We start from the raw sequence: 14,742 nt of genomic DNA on the forward strand, positions 1-14,742 counted from the left end.
GGAGACGCCCGTGGCCGCGATGGCGATGCGGCCGCACCCTCGCCGGCCGCATCGTGGACGTCCTCGACAAGGTCAGGAGCCGTCCATGCGTGTCCTCCCTCCGATGCTCGTCGCGGTGTGCGCGGCGCTGACGATCCTCGTCCCGCGTCCCGCCGCGGCGGCTGTCGATGTTCCGGACGAACGTGCTCTGGCGGGCTTCTTCGACGCCGCCATGGCGGACGGGCCGGCGGCCGGCCACGCGCCGGGCGCGGTCGTCTCGGTCGTGGGCGGCGGGAAGACGCTCTTCAGCAAGGGGTACGGACTGGCCGACGTCGAGAACCGCAGGCCCTTCGACCCGGCCACCTCGCTGGTCCGGATCGCCTCGATCACCAAGCTGTTCACCTGGACCGCGGTGATGCAGCAGGTCCAACAGGGCAGGCTGGACCTGAAGGCGGACGTGAACCGCTATCTCACCGCGTTCCGGATCCCCGCGACCTACCCCCGGCCGATCACGCTGCAGGACCTGATGGACCACACGGCCGGGTTCGAGGACCGCACGATCGGTGTGGGGGCGCGGCGCAAGGAGGACGTGCCGCCCCTGGAGGACCATCTCGCCGGCACCGTGCCCGCGCGGGTGCGCCCACCCGGCGAGGTGTCGGCGTACTCGAACTACGGGGCGGCGCTGGCCGGGCACATCGTGTCGGAAGTGAGCGGGCAGCCGTACGACGAGTACGTGCGCGACCACATCCTCGACCCGCTCGCGATGCGGCACAGCACGGCCGCCGAGCCCGTCCCCGCCCCCCTGGCCGCGGATCTGGCGCGCAGCTACGACCACGAGGACGGGGCGTACCGGCGCGAGCCGTTCGTCTTCGACACCCTCGCCCCCGACGGGTCGATCAGTGCCACCGCGAACGACATGGCCCACTTCATGATCGCTCACCTGCGGGACGGGCGCTTCGGCGACCGGCGCATCCTCGACGGGCCGACGGCCAGGCTCATGCACCGGCGGACGTTCGCGGCCGATCCGCGCATCGACGGGTACGCCCACGGCTTCAAGGAGCAGACGCTCAACGGGCATCGCGTACTCATGCACGACGGCGGCTGGGAGGGTTTCCAGAGCGCGTTGCTGCTGGTGCCCGACGCCGACCTCGGCCTGTTCCTCTCCACGAACGGCCCGGGCGGGGCCGACGTCGCCGCCAAGGTCGTTCCCGCCTTCTTCGACCGCTTCCTGCCCGGGAGGCGCACCGTGCCCGGTGGCGGTGCGTCCGTCGTGCCCGTCGAGGGCTTCTACAAGCCCACCCGGTCCGCCGAGTCCAGCATCGAGAAGGTGGTCGCCCTGACCGGTTCCACCCGGCTGCGGGTGGAGGGCGGGAAGCTCGTCTTCGGGGGCTCGACGTGGAGCCCGATCGGGCCCGGGCTGTACCAGCAGGACGGCGGCACGCGGCGGCTGGCGCCGGTGACCGGCGGAAGCGGTGTCGCGTACGTGGCCACGGACGGCCCCGCCTACCGGCGCGTCCCCTGGTGGGACACCCCGCCGGTCAATGTCGTCGTCGTTGCGCTGTTCGCCGTCACCGCCCTGACCGCCGTGCTCGGCCTGCCGGTGGCCGCCGCGGTCCGCGGGGTCAGGAGGCGTCCCGTCGCGCGTGCCTGGCGCGCCGGGCGTGTCCTGGCCGGGCTGGCCGCCGCGGCCGGACTGGTGTTCGTGGTGCTGTTCACGCTGGTCCTGACCGGCGAAACGAGCATCCTGTACGGCGTGCCGGCCGACGTCCAGGTCCTCCTGGCGCTGCCGTTGCTGGTCCTCGCCCTCACCGTCGCCGCGATCGGTGTCACCGTGAGGGCCTGGCGGTGCGCGGGCGTCCTGGCCCGCGGCCATCAGGCGGTCGTGCTGGCGGGACTGCTCGCCCTCCTGTGGTTCTGCCGGCACTGGAACCTGCTCGGCTGGTACCTGTGACCACTCGACCGCCCTGCTCGGCGGACTCCGGTACGAGGTCTCGTCTGGAGTGGCACTAGTACATCGAGATGTGCGGGTGGTCGAAGTGGTTGGCGGTGACGCCGCCGCGGTTGGACATGCCGCGCCAGCCGGAACCGTGGTTGATGCGCTGGCGCCAGATCACGTACTTCACGCCGAGCCTGGCCTTGTTCTTGAGGGCCCAGGCGGCGATCTCGTCGCCGAGCCTGAGGTTGGCGGCCGAGGGCATCGAGCCGCCGGCGCTCATCATGAAGTCGCAGGCGCGGCCCAGCGGGTGCTCGCCGCCGTCGTTCTCGGCCCGGTAGCAGCCGACCGAGTACGGCAGGTCGAAGCGTTTCCTGATCGCGTCACGCATGATCCGGGTCCGGTCGGTGATGTTGTCGGCGCCCACGGGCAGCTGCGGGGCCCAGCTGCCGTCGGAGCGGCGCCCCGAACCCTGGGTGATCAGCCGGTCGATCTTGTTCTTGATGTCCTCGATGACGTCCTCGGCCTTCTCGCGCTGCTCCTGGACCTCCTTGGCCTCCTTGGCGATCTCGTCGGCGAGCCGGGCGGCCGTCTCGGCGGCCTTCCTCCTGCGCTCGACGCTCTCGGCGAACCCCTTCAGCCGGGCGCTCTGCTCGGCGGCGAGCTGCTCCATCAGCGCCGCCCCGCTCAGGTCCTCGGAGAACAGCAGCGAGGGCAGGCCACCGATGCCGCTCTGGTACTGGAGCTGGATGATGGCGTCGACCTGCCGCTCGTTCTCGCCGTAGACCTCCTCGGCCCTGCGCAGGTTCTGCCTGGCCACGGCCTCGCCCTTCTCGGCCTTGCCGAGGGACTCGCGCGTGGCCGCGTAGTTCTCGATCAGCGCGTCGACCTTCTTGTTGAGCTTGACCAGGTCGGCACGGAGCTCGGCCTCGGACGGCTTGGGATCGGCGCTTCCGGCGGTGGGGGCGCCGAGGGTGAAGGCGACGACCGAGCCCAGGCAGAGGGCCAGAGCGGCATGGCGGCGGAACGTGGGGGGCGGGGCCGCCACGTACTCTCCTCTCCTTCCGCCTACCGGGTTAGCTGACGGGTTCGGGCTGGAGGATGCCCTTCCACCGAAGTGGTTTCACCCCAGGTGCGGTGGTTCCCCGGCTCCCGGGCGACGCGCCTGGGATTAGGCATATCGGCTGCTACAGCCGATGTGGGAAGGATAGTAGTGGTAAACCCCAGGTCACGCGACCTCAAACGATACTCATCGGTGATCAATTCGTGATAATGGAGCGCAGGAGATGTGCTGTCTGCTCGGGCAGCACGTCGTTCACGAAGGCACCCATCGCCGACTCCGACCCGGCGAGATACTTCAGCTTGTTCGGCGCGCGGCGGATGCTGAACAGCTCCAGGTGCGCGTACGACAGGTCCCGGCCGGTGGTGACCGGCGCCTGGTGCCAGGCCGCGATGTAGGGCATCGGCATGTCGAAGAGCCCGTCGAGACGGCGCAGCACGTCGGTGTAGAGCGGCCCGAACGCCGCCCGCTCGGCCGCCTCCAGACCGGCCAGGTCCGGGACCCGCCGGTGCGGGTAGAGGTGCACCTCGACCGGCCAGCGCGCGGCGGCCGGGACGAACGCCGTCCAGTGCTCGTTGGAGGCCACCACCCGCACCCCGGCCTCCCGCTCGGAGGCCAGGACGTCGGCGAACAGGTCGCCCCCGGTCCGCTCCCGGTACCGCCCGGCCGCCGCGAGGGTCAGCCTGGTGCGCGGGGTCACGTAGGGGTAGGCGTAGATCTGCCCGTGCGGGTGGGCCAGGGTGATGCCGATCTCGGAGCCCCGGTTCTCGAAGCAGAACACCTGCTCCACCCCGGGCAGGGCCGACAGCTCCGCCGTACGGTCGATCCACGCCTCCATGACCAGCTCGACCCTCTCGGGCGACAGGCGGGAGAACGAGGAGTCGTGCTCGGAGGTGAAGCAGACCACCTCGCAGCGGCCGGCCCCGGGCCGGATCTCGCTCAGCCCGCCCGGCTGCCGGTACTCTCCCGGCTGGTCGGAGAACGAGGGGAAGCGGTTCTCGAACACCGCCACGTCGTAGTCGGGGGAGGGCACCTCGGTGAGGTTGCCGGGCCTGGACGGGCAGAGCGGGCACTCGCTGGCCGGGGGCAGGAAGGTGCGGCCCTGGCGGTGGCCGGCCACCGCGATCCACTCCTCGGTCAGCGGGTCGTAGCGCAGCTCGGAGGCGGCCGGGCGGGGCGGCAGGTCGCGCTCGTCGATCGCGCTCCGGTCCGCGTCGTCGCTCCGGTCGAAGTAGAACAGCTCCCGGCCGTCGGCCAGGTGGGTGACGGTGCGTTTCATCGGGTGGCGATCTCGCTCTCCTGCTGCGGTTCTGTGATGATCAGCTCGCCGGCCGAGGCGGCGAGCTCCTGGCGTGCCTCGTCGGGCAGGCCGGAGTCGGTGATCACGACGTGCGCCTCGGCCAGCTCGGCGATCGTGCTGATGCCGACCGTGCCCCACTTGGTGTGGTCGGCGGTCACCACCAGGCGGCGGGCGGAGGCGACCAGTTCCCGGTCGGTCTCCGCCTCCAGCAGGTTGGGCGTGGTGAAGCCGGCGCGGGCGCTCATCCCGTGCACGCCGAGGAAGAGCGTGTCGACGTGCAGGCGGCGGATCGCAGAGACCGCGACCGGGCCGACCAGCGCGTCGGAGGGCGTGCGGACCCCACCGGTCAGCACCACCGTGCGGTCGGCCCTGGGGGAGCGGTGGAAGACGTCGGCGATCCGGATCGAATTGGTGATCACGGTCAGCTCCGGGACGTCGACCAGGTGGTGGGCGAGCGTCCAGGTCGTGGTGCCCGCGGAGAGCGCCACGGCGGTCGCGGGCCGGACGAGCCCCGCGGCGCTTCGGGCGATCGTCTCCTTCTCCGCCTGCTGGCGAACCGACTTGGCGGTGAAGCCCGGCTCCTCGGTCGAACCGGGACCGGCGGCGGTGGCGCCGCCGTGGACCTTCTCCACCAGTCCTCGCTCGGCCAGCACCTCCAGGTCGCGCCTGATCGTCATGTCGGAGACGCCGAGCTCCCGGACCAGGTCGGCGACCCTGACCCCGCCGCTGTTGCGGACCTTCTCCAGGATCGCCTGCTGCCGCTGCTGGGCCAGCATCGTCCACTCCCCTTAATTCACCAGATTTCCCCAAATTACCACGGCGGTGACCGGGGCGGTTGTTGGAACATGGTGGACCTCCTGCTCACAGCCGCCCGAGCTCCGCCTCGATGTTGGCGCGCGCCGCCTCCTCCGGCCCGGCGACGTGGAAGATCGCCGGAAGCCCGAGCAGCGAGCGCAGGATCGCGGCCCTGCCCGTCCTGAACGCCTCGTCGGGGACGAAGGCGTACTCCTCGCGTACGGCGGCGGCGTAGGCGGCGTAGACCTCCTCGGGGGCGCCCAGGATCGCCAGGTCCGCGTCGCAGAGCACGGCCCCGTCGGCGTCGCCCGGCGCCGGGGCGTGGGTGAGGGTCAGCCTGACCAGCCGGGCGACCGTGGCCACCGCCTCGGGTGCCAGCCCCGCCTCGGGCAGCGCGCGCTCGGCCAGCCGGGCGCTGAGCTCCTCGTTGTCGCCGCGCCGGGGGTCGTAGACGGCGTCGTGGAACCAGGCCGCCATCCGTACCAGGTCCGGGTGCTCGGCGTGGTCCGCCAGGGCGTCGACCCCGGCGAGGACCGCCTCCAGGTGGGCGCTCGTGTGGTACCTGCGGTGCGGCTCGTCGTAGCGGGCGATCAGTTCGCGGCCGAGCCGCCCGGCTCCGGGACCGGCCAGGGACAGCCAGCGGGTCATCAGCTTCTCGCTCATGGCAGGGAGCCTAGGGGCGGCCGGATCACCGCTCGCGCCGGGGAGGCGGACGGTGACGAGGCGGTCGTTCGTGTGCCCGGGGGACGGGGCCGCGCGGCCGGTCAGGTGGGGCGGCCCCAGGAGGCCAGAAGGCGCGTCTGGGCGTCCTCGGACGGGGACCGGCCGGTCTCCGCGCCGGACGTCTCCGGGGGGTGGCCGGGTTCGGCCGCGGCGAACCAGGCGGAGCAGGCGTCGACCAGCTCGGGGTCGAGCCGCTCGTCGGCGCCGATGGCGCGGGCCAGGTCCCAGGTGTGGATGAGGGCGTCGGCGAACAGCTCGGTGACGTACTCGCCTCCGGGCACGTCGCCGAACGGCAGGCGCACGACGCCCTCCAGCGCACCGGGGGCGGTCGCCGCCTGGACGGCGGCCACGGCCGAGGTGTCGAACGCCTTGATGGGGTCGTCGCCGAGCAGGTCGCCGTCGAAGGCGTCGCCGACCTCGGCGGAGGCCCGTCCGGCCAGCAGCTCCGGGGCCCACAGGTTCTCGCCGACCACGTGGTTGACCAGGTCCCGGACGTCCCAGTCGACGCAGGGCGTCGGGTTCTCCCACTGACCGGGACCGACTCGGTGGACGAGCGCGCCGAAGGCGTCCAGCGCGCGGCTGTAGGCCTCGGGTACGTCGATGGTCATCATGTCTCCCGATGTCCTCCCGGGTCGCGCCGTGGCTCTCCCCTGACCGTAACCTCTGGGCCGCCAGTAGTCATCGCGTCGACGGACATGACCGAGAAGGCCCGCGCGCACCGCCCCGTCGCCGGCGGGGCGCCGGTGGACGCCGACGGGGTACGGCTCGTCGTGGCACCCGGCCGGGCGGGATGACCCCCGGAATCCCGCGTGAACGGTCTCCGGTGGCCACCCGTACGGTGCTCCCCGTGGCGGCCACCCGGAGGGTGGCCGCGTGCACGGTCAGTACATCTAGGGCAGCCGCTGCTCGATCCAGACGATCTTGCCCTTCTCGGTGAGGCGGGAGCCCCAGCGGTGGGCGAGCCAGTTGATCAAATGCAGGCCGCGGCCGGTGTCGCTGGTGGTGGACGCCTCCCGCATGACCGGCACCGACGAGGAGGTGTCGGACACCTCGCAGACCAGCGTGGGCCCGCGCAGCAGGCGCAGCTCGACCTCGCCCTGACCGTGCTCGACCGCGTTGGCCACCAGCTCGCTGACCATGAGCTCGGTGTTGTCGCAGAGCGAGGCCAGTCCCCAGTCCTCCAGCGTGGCCCGTACGAAGCGCCGGGCCTGGGAGGCCGAGCGCCGGTCGGCCGGCATCGAGACCTCGACGAACTCCTTCGGGGTCAGCTCGGAGATCCGCGCGAGCAGCAGCGCGATGTCGTCGCGCTCGTGCCCCGGCCGCTGGGCGCTGATCGTGAGGTTGCAGACCTCTTCCAGGTCGTGGTTCTGGCTGGAGAGCAGGGAGCGCAGCGCGCTGATGCCCTCCTCGATGTCCCGTTCGCGGCTCTCCACCAGGCCGTCGGTGTAGAAGGCGAGCACCGTGCCGTCGGGGAGCGTGAACTCCCGCATCTCGGCCGGCTCGTTGCCGATGCCGAGCGGGAGGCCGGGCGGCAGCTCCAGCAGCTCGGTCTCGCCGCCGGGCCGCACCAGGATCGGCGGGACGTGCCCGGCGCAGGCCATGGCGCAGCGCCGGGTGACCGGGTCGTAGGTGGCGTACACGCAGGTGGCGATCTGGCTGGCGTCCAGGTCCTGGCTCATCAGGTTGAGCCGGAACAACACGTCGGCCGGGCTCAGGTCCAGGCTGGCCAGGGTACGCGCGGCCGTGCGGAGCTGGCCCATGGTGGCCGCGGCCCTGATGCCGTGGCCCATGACGTCGCCGACCACGAGGGCGACCCGGCAGCCGGGCAGCGGGATCACGTCGTACCAGTCGCCGCCCACGCCGACCAGGTCGCTGGCGGGCAGGTAGCGGGAGGCGATCGTCAGGCCCAGCGGCTGGGAGAGGTCCACCGGCAGCAGGCTGCTCTGCAGGGTCAGCGCGGTACGCCGCTCGCGGTTGTAGAGCCGGGCGTTGTCCAGGCAGACCGCCGTCCTGGCGGCCAGCTCCTCGGCCAGGTTCACGTCCTGCTCGTCGAAGGGCTGGCTGGTGGGCCGCCTCGTGAAGATCACGAAGCCGAGCACCCGGCCGCGCGCCTTCAGCGGGACCACCAGGAACGAGCTGTCCTCCAGCACCTTGGAGACCGAGTCGCGCTTCCAGAACCGCCCGATCTCCTCGGCCGTCCGGCGTCCCAGGCGGGGGTAGAGGATCGGGTTGCCGGTGGCCATGCAGCGGGCGTACGGGGTCCACGCGTCGTAGACGGCGACCTCGTCCACCGGGAACGCCTTGGCGTACTCGCCGGGCAGGGGGTCGGCCACGCCGACCGCGATCCGGCGCACCAGCGCCGAGCCGTCGTTGTTCTGCTGCGGGAACTCCCCCTCGGTCACCAGCCGGTCCTGCACGAGGATGCCGGCCGCGTCCGCGAAACGCGGCACGGCGACGTCCATCAGCTCCCTGCCGGTCTCGAACATGTCCAGCGTGCTGCCGATACGTTTACTCGCGGCGTTGAGCAGCGAGAGCTGCTCGTGCATGGATGCGGGGCTGCCCATCCTGAAGCCTGGCATAGCGGGGTCTTTAGTGACGAAACGGGACTTCACTCGCTCCACCGGGGTGCGGGAACCGGCGTCCACCAGGTGGCCAGTTCGAGGTCTTCTGCGATGGCGTTGGCACCGTTGTATCCGGGGGCCGCGGAGACCGAGCCCCCCGGATGACTGCTGGCGCCGCACAGGTAGAGGCCGTCGACGGGGGTACGGTAGCGCCCCATCTCCGGGACCGGGCGGTTGCCGCCCAGCTGGGAGGGTTCGTAGGCGCCCACGTGGTGGCTGCCGCGCACCATGTTGACGCAGTGCCGCTCGATGTCGAGCGGGGTGAAGACGTGCCTGCCCAGTACGGTGCCCCGGGCGAGGTTGGGGGCGTACTCGGCCCACTCGGCGAGCAACCGCTCCCCGACCTCCTCCCTCCGCGCGTCCCAGTTCGCCGGGTCGCCGTCGAGGTCGTAGGGGGCCCACGGCCACCAGAACGCCACGTGCCTGCCGTCGGGCGCGTACGAGGGATCGAACAGGGAGGGGCAGGCGCCGTTGCCGGCCAGCCGGTCGGGCAGCCGTCCCTCGTGGATGCGGTCGAACGTACGGCCGAGCTGTTCGCTGTCGTCGGCGCCGAGCACGACCAGGAACGCCCGGTCCACGTCGGGCTCGAACTCCGCGGCCCGGTAGCGCGGCGCCTCCTCCAGCGCCAGGTGCAGGGTGACCAGGCTGTGCCCGGCCCACCGGTACCCCTCGACCTTGGAGGCGATCTCCTCGCCGAAGTTCTCCGGCCCGGCCAGCCGCACGGTCTGCGGGGCGTCCACCGCGCTGGCCACGAACCGGCGGGCCCGCAGGACGTCGCCGCCGGCCAGCCGGACCCCGGTGGCCCGGCCGTCGCCGACCAGGATCCGCTCGACGTGGGTGCCGGTCAGCACCGTGCCCCCGTGCTCCTCGATGACGGCCCGCAGCGCGCTCGCCACGTTCGCGGCGCCGCCCACGGGCACGCCGAGCCGGGCGATGCGCGACAGCAGCCGCGGGAAGAAGCCCCCGGTCCCGGGCACGTCCTCGATGGAGATGGCGTGCAGGAAGGACTTGAACAGCACCCTGACCTGGTCGCTCTCGAAGTTCCTGTCGACGGCCTCGTACAGCGACAGCGGCATGTAGCTCAGCAGGTCGCGGCCAAGGTCACCGCCGAGCCGTTCGGCGAGCACCGGCGGCGGGAGCGGGGCCGAGTACAGGAAACCGTTCATCAGGTTCCTGGCCGCCTCGGCGTAGCGCTCGTACAGCTCCAGCCAGCGTGCGGCGTCGGCCGTGGAGAAGCGGGCGAAGGACTCGGCGGTGCGCTTGGGGTCGGTGTAGACCGTGATCGCCCGTCCGTCCCTGAAGACCGTGGCGTGCTGGGTCTCGGGGTAGACGTAGCGCAGGCCGTGACGCCGGAGCTCCAGGTCGGCCGGGACCGGCCCCTCCTCCAGGAAGTGGTAGCTGCTGTGGGTGTTGTGCCGGAAACCCGGAAGCGTCAGCTCCTGGGTGCTGCACCCGCCACCGGCGACCTCGTTACGCTCGACGACCGCGACCGACAGGCCCGCCTTCGCGAGGTAGGCGGCACACGTGAGACCGTTGTGGCCGCCGCCTACGATGACGCCGTCGAACTCCGACACGTTCCCTCCAGGGCACTTTGACTGCTGGTATGGAGGATTGTAAAGAATGATCTACTGCGAACCTCGTGTTTAACAGAGATCGGTCGATATTTCCACACAAGGTAGGACTTTAGAGGCCTATTGGAGTAGGTGAGAGATCGGCGCTCCCGGCCGTGCCCGACCTGCACCCGGCCGCTCGTGATCGTGGCAGGTCATGACGGATCGAGTCTGGCCGCTCGTGGCCGCTTGTGGCCGCCCGTGCCCCGTCGGGCCGGGTCGCCTGTGATCGCCACGGTGCGGGGAGGGCGGCCGGTGCCGTGTCGGTCCGCTCCCGCCAGAGGGAACGTCCGGTCCCGGTGACGAGCCCGCCGCCCCTCCCGGCCGGGCGCTCCGAACGTCGCCGATCGGATCCGGAACAGGGTCCGCGAGGGTGGCGGGCTCCGGGCCTCCCCTTTCGCGATCTCCGGTACGCCGGTCGCGGCCGGCGGGGCGAGCCGGGAGGAGCCCGCGTCCCGCACGGGGCACGCCTCCGCGCGGGCGGCACCCATCTCCCGACATGCGAACCGATACCGGTCTCCGACATGCGAACCGATACCGGTCTCCGACATGTGAACCGATATCGGAACGGCGTCGTCGCCGTGGCGCCGGACAAGGCGCCGACGGTGGCCGGAGGAAAAAGAAAAAAGAAATTCGGCGGCACTCAGGTGGCACGTAAACGTGATGCGAACGTGTGAAATCCAAAAGGCCAGGTCAACCAAATGATGGTTGACCTGGCCTTTTGTCACCCTGAGCGGACGACGGGAATCGAACCCGCGTAGCCAGTTTGGAAGACTGGGGCTCTACCATTGAGCTACGTCCGCGCGAGCCGGCGTCGGTCTGGTCTAGACTTCATCCGTTCGTCAGGGCGTAAGCGTACCGGAGATCCGGAGCGTGCGCGCACCCGACCTACCCGGGGTGTGGCGCAGTTTGGTAGCGCACCTGCTTTGGGAGCAGGGGGCCGCAGGTTCAAATCCTGTCACCCCGACGTGTACCGGGCACCGATCTCATCGGTGCCCGGTTTTCGTCTTTCCCGGTGTGCCGATCCCGTCCTCCCCGCGACGAGCCGGGTCCCGTCACGGACGAGGGCACTCGTGGGGCTCGCGGGATCCCGGAAGGGCATGGAGGCCTTCGAGGGACGCGCGAGCGAGAGGGTCTCCGGGGGCCACTTCCCTTGGGGGCCGCCCCGTGGATCCGCGCCGTACCGGGCGACGTGTCATGGGCGGATCGTCCGACGGGGACGTGTCGCGGGCGGATCGTCCGGCGAGAGAGGTGTCGCGGGTGGATCGCGCGGGCGGGGAGATCAGAGACGGGCGCTGAAGAAGGCCCAGACGGCCTTGCCGCCGCGGTTGAGGTGGTCCCAGCCCCAGCCCTGGCTGTAGGTCTCCACGATGTAGAGCCCCCGGCCGTTCTCCGAGATGAAGTCGGGCTCCTTGGGGGTGGGGACCTCGTCGCTCGGGTCGGTCACGGCCAGCAGCACGTGGGGCGACAGGCGGAGCAGCACCAGGGTGATCGGCATGGTCTCGGTCTGGGTCGCCGGACACAGCGCGTAGCGGACCGCGTTGGTCACCAGTTCCGAAACCACTAGCGCTGCGTCATCGCTGAGCTCGGCCAGGCCCCAGTCGTGGAGCGTGGAGCGGGTCACGTCCCTGGCCGTCTTCACCGAGTCGGCCTGACGGGGCAGGGGGCACGCGGTGGCACCGGAGTGGTTGTCCACGAGAAGCCGGTCGAAGCCGACCTCGCGGGTCGCCTGCAGGTAGTCGGCAGCCGATTTTGGCTCCTCCACCATCCTGCCGGTACCTCCCGCTGTCATCGTGAGTCTCCGTACCAGTTGAGAGTTTTCAGAGGTTGTGCACCATAAGCCCAATATGCACTAGGCCATCATGGGTCACCGGAAGGTCTGCTGCAAGACCCAAATGCACGTGCAGTTGCAATGTGCAGCCGCATGGGCGGTTTGGTCGTGGGCTCGCCGAATTGGGCAGAGGGCTGAGACCTTGTCATAGCGGCCGGAAGTAGTGACACTGTGTGCGCTGGCCCAAGTGCAGAGGGAGGCGAAGTGACGCAGGTTCAACCGGGATCGGGTCCCACAGCTCTGCGTATTCTCTTAGGCTCCCAGCTACGCCGCCTGCGCGAGGCCAAGGGGCTCTCGCGCGAGGAGGCGGGCCATCTGATCCGCGGATCCGAATCCAAGATCAGCAGGATGGAGCTGGGCCGCGTCGGCCTGAGAGAGCGAGACGTGGCGGACCTGCTGACCTTCTACGGGGTCCAGGACGAGCGCGCCCGGTCGGCGGTGATGGACCTGCTGCTCAGGGCCAACGAGCCCGGCTGGTGGCACCGCTTCAACGACCTGCTGCCCTCCTGGTTCCAGACGTACGTGGGCCTGGAGGAGGCCGCCTCCAGGATCCGCACCTACGAGGTGCAGTTCGTGCCGGGCCTGCTGCAGACCAAGGAGTACGCCAGGGCCGTGATCACCGCGGGCAGCGCCGGCGTGGAGCCCGAGGAGATCGCCCGGCGCGTCGACCTGAGGCTGGAGCGCCAGCGGGTGCTCGAACGGCCCGAGGGGCCGTTCTTCTGGGCCGTCATCGACGAGGCCGCGCTCCGGCGTCCCATCGGCGGCGCGGACGTCATGCGCGCCCAGCTGGAGCACCTGCTCGAACTCATGCGCAGGCCCAACATCACGATCCAGGTGATGCCCTTCAGCTTCGGCGGCCACAGCGCCGAGGGCGGCGCCTTCAGCGTTCTGCGCTTCAACGACAGCGAGCTGCCGGACGTCGTCTACGTCGAGCAGCTCGCCAGCGCCCTCTACCTGGACAAGCGCGAGGACGTCGACCGCTACAGCGAGGTCATGGAACGCCTGTGCGCCGTCAGCACCACCCCGGGTGAGACGGTCGACATCCTGAGGCGGATCACCAAGGAGGACTGAGCGGCCATCGGTCGCTCCACGGTGCCGCTCTGCCCTAGACTGGCCAGCGGCGCTGAACACCCGCCGCAGTGGAGCATGCCCTCATCTCGCATGTCTCGACGGCCTGTGCCAGGTGCCGCTCATGTGGGCGCGGCGCGCGAGCTTGCCGCGGTAGCCGTTACGACTTGACGCGCCCGCGATCACTCGAAGCTTGATCAAGGAGACGACCCCGTGAAGACCGCTGTGGAGGAGCTCAGCCCGACCCGGGTGAGGCTTACCGTCGAGGTGCCGTTCGAGGAGCTCGGCGAGAGCCTGCAGGCGGCGTACAAGAAGGTCGCGCAGCAGGTGCGCGTCCCCGGGTTCCGCCCCGGCAAGGTTCCGGCCCGCATCATCGAGCAGCGGTTCGGCCGCGCCGTGGTGCTGGAGGAGACGCTCAACGACGCGGTGCCCAAGCTGTACGGCCGGGCCGTCGACGAGAGCGACATCTTCCCGGTCAGCCAGCCGGAGATCGAGGTCACCAAGATCGAGGACGGCCAGCAGGTCGAGTTCACCGCCGAGGTGGACATCCGTCCCGACTTCGAGGTCCCCGACTACCAGGGCCTCGAGGTGACCGTCCCGGTCTCCGAGGTCACCGACGCCGACATCGACACCCAGCTGGACGGTCTGCGCCAGCGCTTCGCCACCCTGACCGGTGTCGAGCGCCCCGCCGTCGCGGGCGACTTCGTGGTGATGGACCTGGCCGCGGCGATCGACGGTGTCAACATCGAGGAGCAGCAGGCCAACGACGTCTCCTACGAGGTCGGCGCCGGCTCGGTGCTGCAGGGCCTGGACGACGCCCTGGCCGGCCTGTCCGCCGGCGACACCAAGGAGTTCACCACCAACCTGGTCGGCGGCGAGAACGCCGGCGAGGAGGCCGTGGTCACCATCACGGTCAAGAACGTCAAGGAGAAGGTCCTCCCCGAGCTCGACGACGAGTTCGCCCAGCTCGCCAGCGAGTTCGACACGCTGGAGGAGCTCAAGGACAGCATCCGCGAGACGGCCCGCCGCAACAAGCTGATCGACCAGGTCGTCCAGGCCCGGGAGAACGCCCTCGACGCGCTGCTCGCCAAGCTCGACATCCCGCTGCCCGAGAGCGCCCTCAAGGCCGAGGTCGAGAACCGCAGGCACAACCTGGAGCACCAGATCGCCGAGAGCGGCCTGAGCAAGGAGGCGTACTTCCGCCTCTACCAGACCACCGAGGAGGAGCGCTTCGCCGAGTTCGACGAGAGCGCGGCCAAGGCCCTCAAGACCGGCTTCCTTCTCGACAAGATCGTGAAGAGCGAGGAGCTCGGCGTCAGCGAGCAGGAGCTGACCAACTTCGTGGTGCGCCGCGCCATGCAGATGAACGTCGCGCCCAACACGCTGGCCCAGCACCTGGCCGACAACGACCAGCTCACGCTGGCCATGGTCGAGATCGTCCGGGACAAGGCCAAGAGCGTCATCGGCGACGCCGCCAAGGTGGTCGACGAGTCCGGCAACGAGGTCGACCTCAAGGCCATCTACACCGAGATCAACGGTGAGGAGCCCGGCACCGAGGCCGCCGAGGCCGACGACAACAGCGAGGCCGACGACAACAGCGAGACCGGCGACGACGGCAAGGCCGACGACGAGAGCAAGGCCGAGGCGAAGTAGCCCCGGGCACGGCACGCATTCCTCGTGGCGCCCCCCCCCGGGGACAGCCCCGGGGGGGCCGGGGGGGGGGGGGGCGCCCGGGGGGGGGGGCGGGGGGGCGGCGCGCCGCTCCCGCCGCCCCGTCCCCCCTCCGTCGGTCCGCCCGGGGCCGACCGGGCGGACCAGCGGT

Annotated in this window: 12 protein-coding genes, 2 tRNA genes and 1 riboswitch; of the genes, 5 read left to right on the forward strand and 9 right to left on the reverse strand. The window is 70.8% G+C overall.

The features are described from left to right. Positions 1-85 precede the first annotated feature (85 nt). On the forward strand, positions 86-1,930 hold the full coding sequence (locus ACLQ2R_RS31475) for a serine hydrolase domain-containing protein (RefSeq protein WP_425964770.1): 1,845 nt from the start codon (positions 86-88) through the stop codon (positions 1,928-1,930). A 55-nt stretch (positions 1,931-1,985) separates the two neighbouring features. Here the strand turns inward: ACLQ2R_RS31475 and ACLQ2R_RS31480 are convergent, their stop codons facing one another. The 7 genes from ACLQ2R_RS31480 to ACLQ2R_RS31510 form a co-directional block, all read right to left on the reverse strand. Further along, positions 1,986-2,960 carry a coiled-coil domain-containing protein gene (locus ACLQ2R_RS31480; RefSeq protein WP_425964772.1) on the reverse strand — a complete coding sequence of 325 codons (975 nt, stop codon included), beginning with the start codon at positions 2,958-2,960 and terminating at the stop codon, positions 1,986-1,988. A gap of 3 nt (positions 2,961-2,963) precedes the next feature. Then, positions 2,964-3,100, reverse strand: a riboswitch (cyclic di-AMP (ydaO/yuaA leader). A 71-nt stretch (positions 3,101-3,171) separates the two neighbouring features. Continuing rightward, the gene (galT, locus tag ACLQ2R_RS31485) at positions 3,172-4,251 is read right to left on the reverse strand and encodes a galactose-1-phosphate uridylyltransferase (protein ID WP_425964774.1); all 1,080 of its coding nucleotides are present in this window, start codon (positions 4,249-4,251) and stop codon (positions 3,172-3,174) included. Then, the gene (locus tag ACLQ2R_RS31490; RefSeq protein ID WP_425964775.1) at positions 4,248-5,048 is read right to left on the reverse strand and encodes a DeoR/GlpR family DNA-binding transcription regulator; all 801 of its coding nucleotides are present in this window, start codon (positions 5,046-5,048) and stop codon (positions 4,248-4,250) included. Before ACLQ2R_RS31490 ends, galT begins: the two co-directional genes overlap by 4 nt. 85 nt (positions 5,049-5,133) lie before the next feature. Beyond that, positions 5,134-5,730, reverse strand: a complete 597-nt coding sequence (locus ACLQ2R_RS31495; RefSeq protein WP_425964777.1) for an HD domain-containing protein — start codon at positions 5,728-5,730, stop codon at positions 5,134-5,136. A gap of 101 nt (positions 5,731-5,831) precedes the next feature. Then, positions 5,832-6,401: a TIGR03086 family metal-binding protein gene (locus ACLQ2R_RS31500; RefSeq protein ID WP_425964779.1), complete on the reverse strand. Its 570-nt coding sequence runs from the start codon at positions 6,399-6,401 to the stop codon at positions 5,832-5,834. Positions 6,402-6,680: 279 nt separating this feature from the next. After that, positions 6,681-8,369 (reverse strand): ATP-binding SpoIIE family protein phosphatase, encoded by a 1,689-nt coding sequence (locus ACLQ2R_RS31505; RefSeq protein WP_425964781.1) that lies wholly within the window; start codon positions 8,367-8,369, stop codon positions 6,681-6,683. Between the two features lie 29 nt (positions 8,370-8,398). Beyond that, positions 8,399-9,985, reverse strand: a complete 1,587-nt coding sequence (locus tag ACLQ2R_RS31510) for a phytoene desaturase family protein (RefSeq protein WP_425964783.1) — start codon at positions 9,983-9,985, stop codon at positions 8,399-8,401. Positions 9,986-10,545: 560 nt separating this feature from the next. Here ACLQ2R_RS31510 and ACLQ2R_RS31515 point away from each other — a divergent pair. Continuing rightward, positions 10,546-10,698 carry a hypothetical protein gene (locus ACLQ2R_RS31515; protein WP_425964785.1) on the forward strand — a complete coding sequence of 51 codons (153 nt, stop codon included), beginning with the start codon at positions 10,546-10,548 and terminating at the stop codon, positions 10,696-10,698. 55 nt (positions 10,699-10,753) lie between these two features. On the opposite strand, the gene ACLQ2R_RS31520 is transcribed toward ACLQ2R_RS31515, so the two are convergent. Further along, positions 10,754-10,824, reverse strand: a tRNA-Gly gene (locus ACLQ2R_RS31520). Positions 10,825-10,914: 90 nt separating this feature from the next. Between ACLQ2R_RS31520 and ACLQ2R_RS31525 the strand changes: the two genes are divergently transcribed. Next, a tRNA-Pro gene (locus ACLQ2R_RS31525) sits at positions 10,915-10,988 on the forward strand. Positions 10,989-11,303: 315 nt separating this feature from the next. Here the strand turns inward: ACLQ2R_RS31525 and ACLQ2R_RS31530 are convergent. After that, entirely contained in the window at positions 11,304-11,813 is a 510-nt protein-coding gene (locus tag ACLQ2R_RS31530) for an ATP-binding protein (RefSeq protein WP_425964787.1), read from the reverse strand. Between the two features lie 243 nt (positions 11,814-12,056). Between ACLQ2R_RS31530 and ACLQ2R_RS31535 the strand changes: the two genes are divergently transcribed. Together ACLQ2R_RS31535 and tig are read left to right on the forward strand one after the other, a co-directional pair. Further along, positions 12,057-12,923, forward strand: coding sequence for a helix-turn-helix domain-containing protein (locus ACLQ2R_RS31535; protein WP_425964789.1), 867 nt, complete (start codon positions 12,057-12,059; stop codon positions 12,921-12,923). Between the two features lie 210 nt (positions 12,924-13,133). Further along, positions 13,134-14,573: a trigger factor gene (gene tig, locus ACLQ2R_RS31540; RefSeq protein WP_425964790.1), complete on the forward strand. Its 1,440-nt coding sequence runs from the start codon at positions 13,134-13,136 to the stop codon at positions 14,571-14,573. Positions 14,574-14,742 lie beyond the last annotated feature (169 nt).

The sequence above is a fragment of the Streptosporangium sp. DT93 genome, from assembly GCF_049844535.1.
In the GTDB taxonomy this organism is placed as follows: Bacteria; Actinomycetota; Actinomycetes; order Streptosporangiales; family Streptosporangiaceae; genus Streptosporangium.

What these genes read in the sequence shown, in the direction of transcription:
- ACLQ2R_RS31505 (WP_425964781.1), bottom strand. Translation starts at nt 8,369, where the DNA reads ATGCCAGGCTTCAGGATGGGCAGCCCCGCATCCATGCACGAGCAGCTC.
- galT (WP_425964774.1), bottom strand. Translation starts at nt 4,251, where the DNA reads ATGAAACGCACCGTCACCCACCTGGCCGACGGCCGGGAGCTGTTCTAC.
- ACLQ2R_RS31495 (WP_425964777.1), bottom strand. Translation starts at nt 5,730, where the DNA reads ATGAGCGAGAAGCTGATGACCCGCTGGCTGTCCCTGGCCGGTCCCGGA.
- ACLQ2R_RS31530 (WP_425964787.1), bottom strand. Translation starts at nt 11,813, where the DNA reads ATGACAGCGGGAGGTACCGGCAGGATGGTGGAGGAGCCAAAATCGGCT.
- ACLQ2R_RS31500 (WP_425964779.1), bottom strand. Translation starts at nt 6,401, where the DNA reads ATGATGACCATCGACGTACCCGAGGCCTACAGCCGCGCGCTGGACGCC.
- ACLQ2R_RS31515 (WP_425964785.1), top strand. Translation starts at nt 10,546, where the DNA reads ATGCGAACCGATACCGGTCTCCGACATGTGAACCGATATCGGAACGGC.
- ACLQ2R_RS31475 (WP_425964770.1), top strand. Translation starts at nt 86, where the DNA reads ATGCGTGTCCTCCCTCCGATGCTCGTCGCGGTGTGCGCGGCGCTGACG.
- ACLQ2R_RS31490 (WP_425964775.1), bottom strand. Translation starts at nt 5,048, where the DNA reads ATGCTGGCCCAGCAGCGGCAGCAGGCGATCCTGGAGAAGGTCCGCAAC.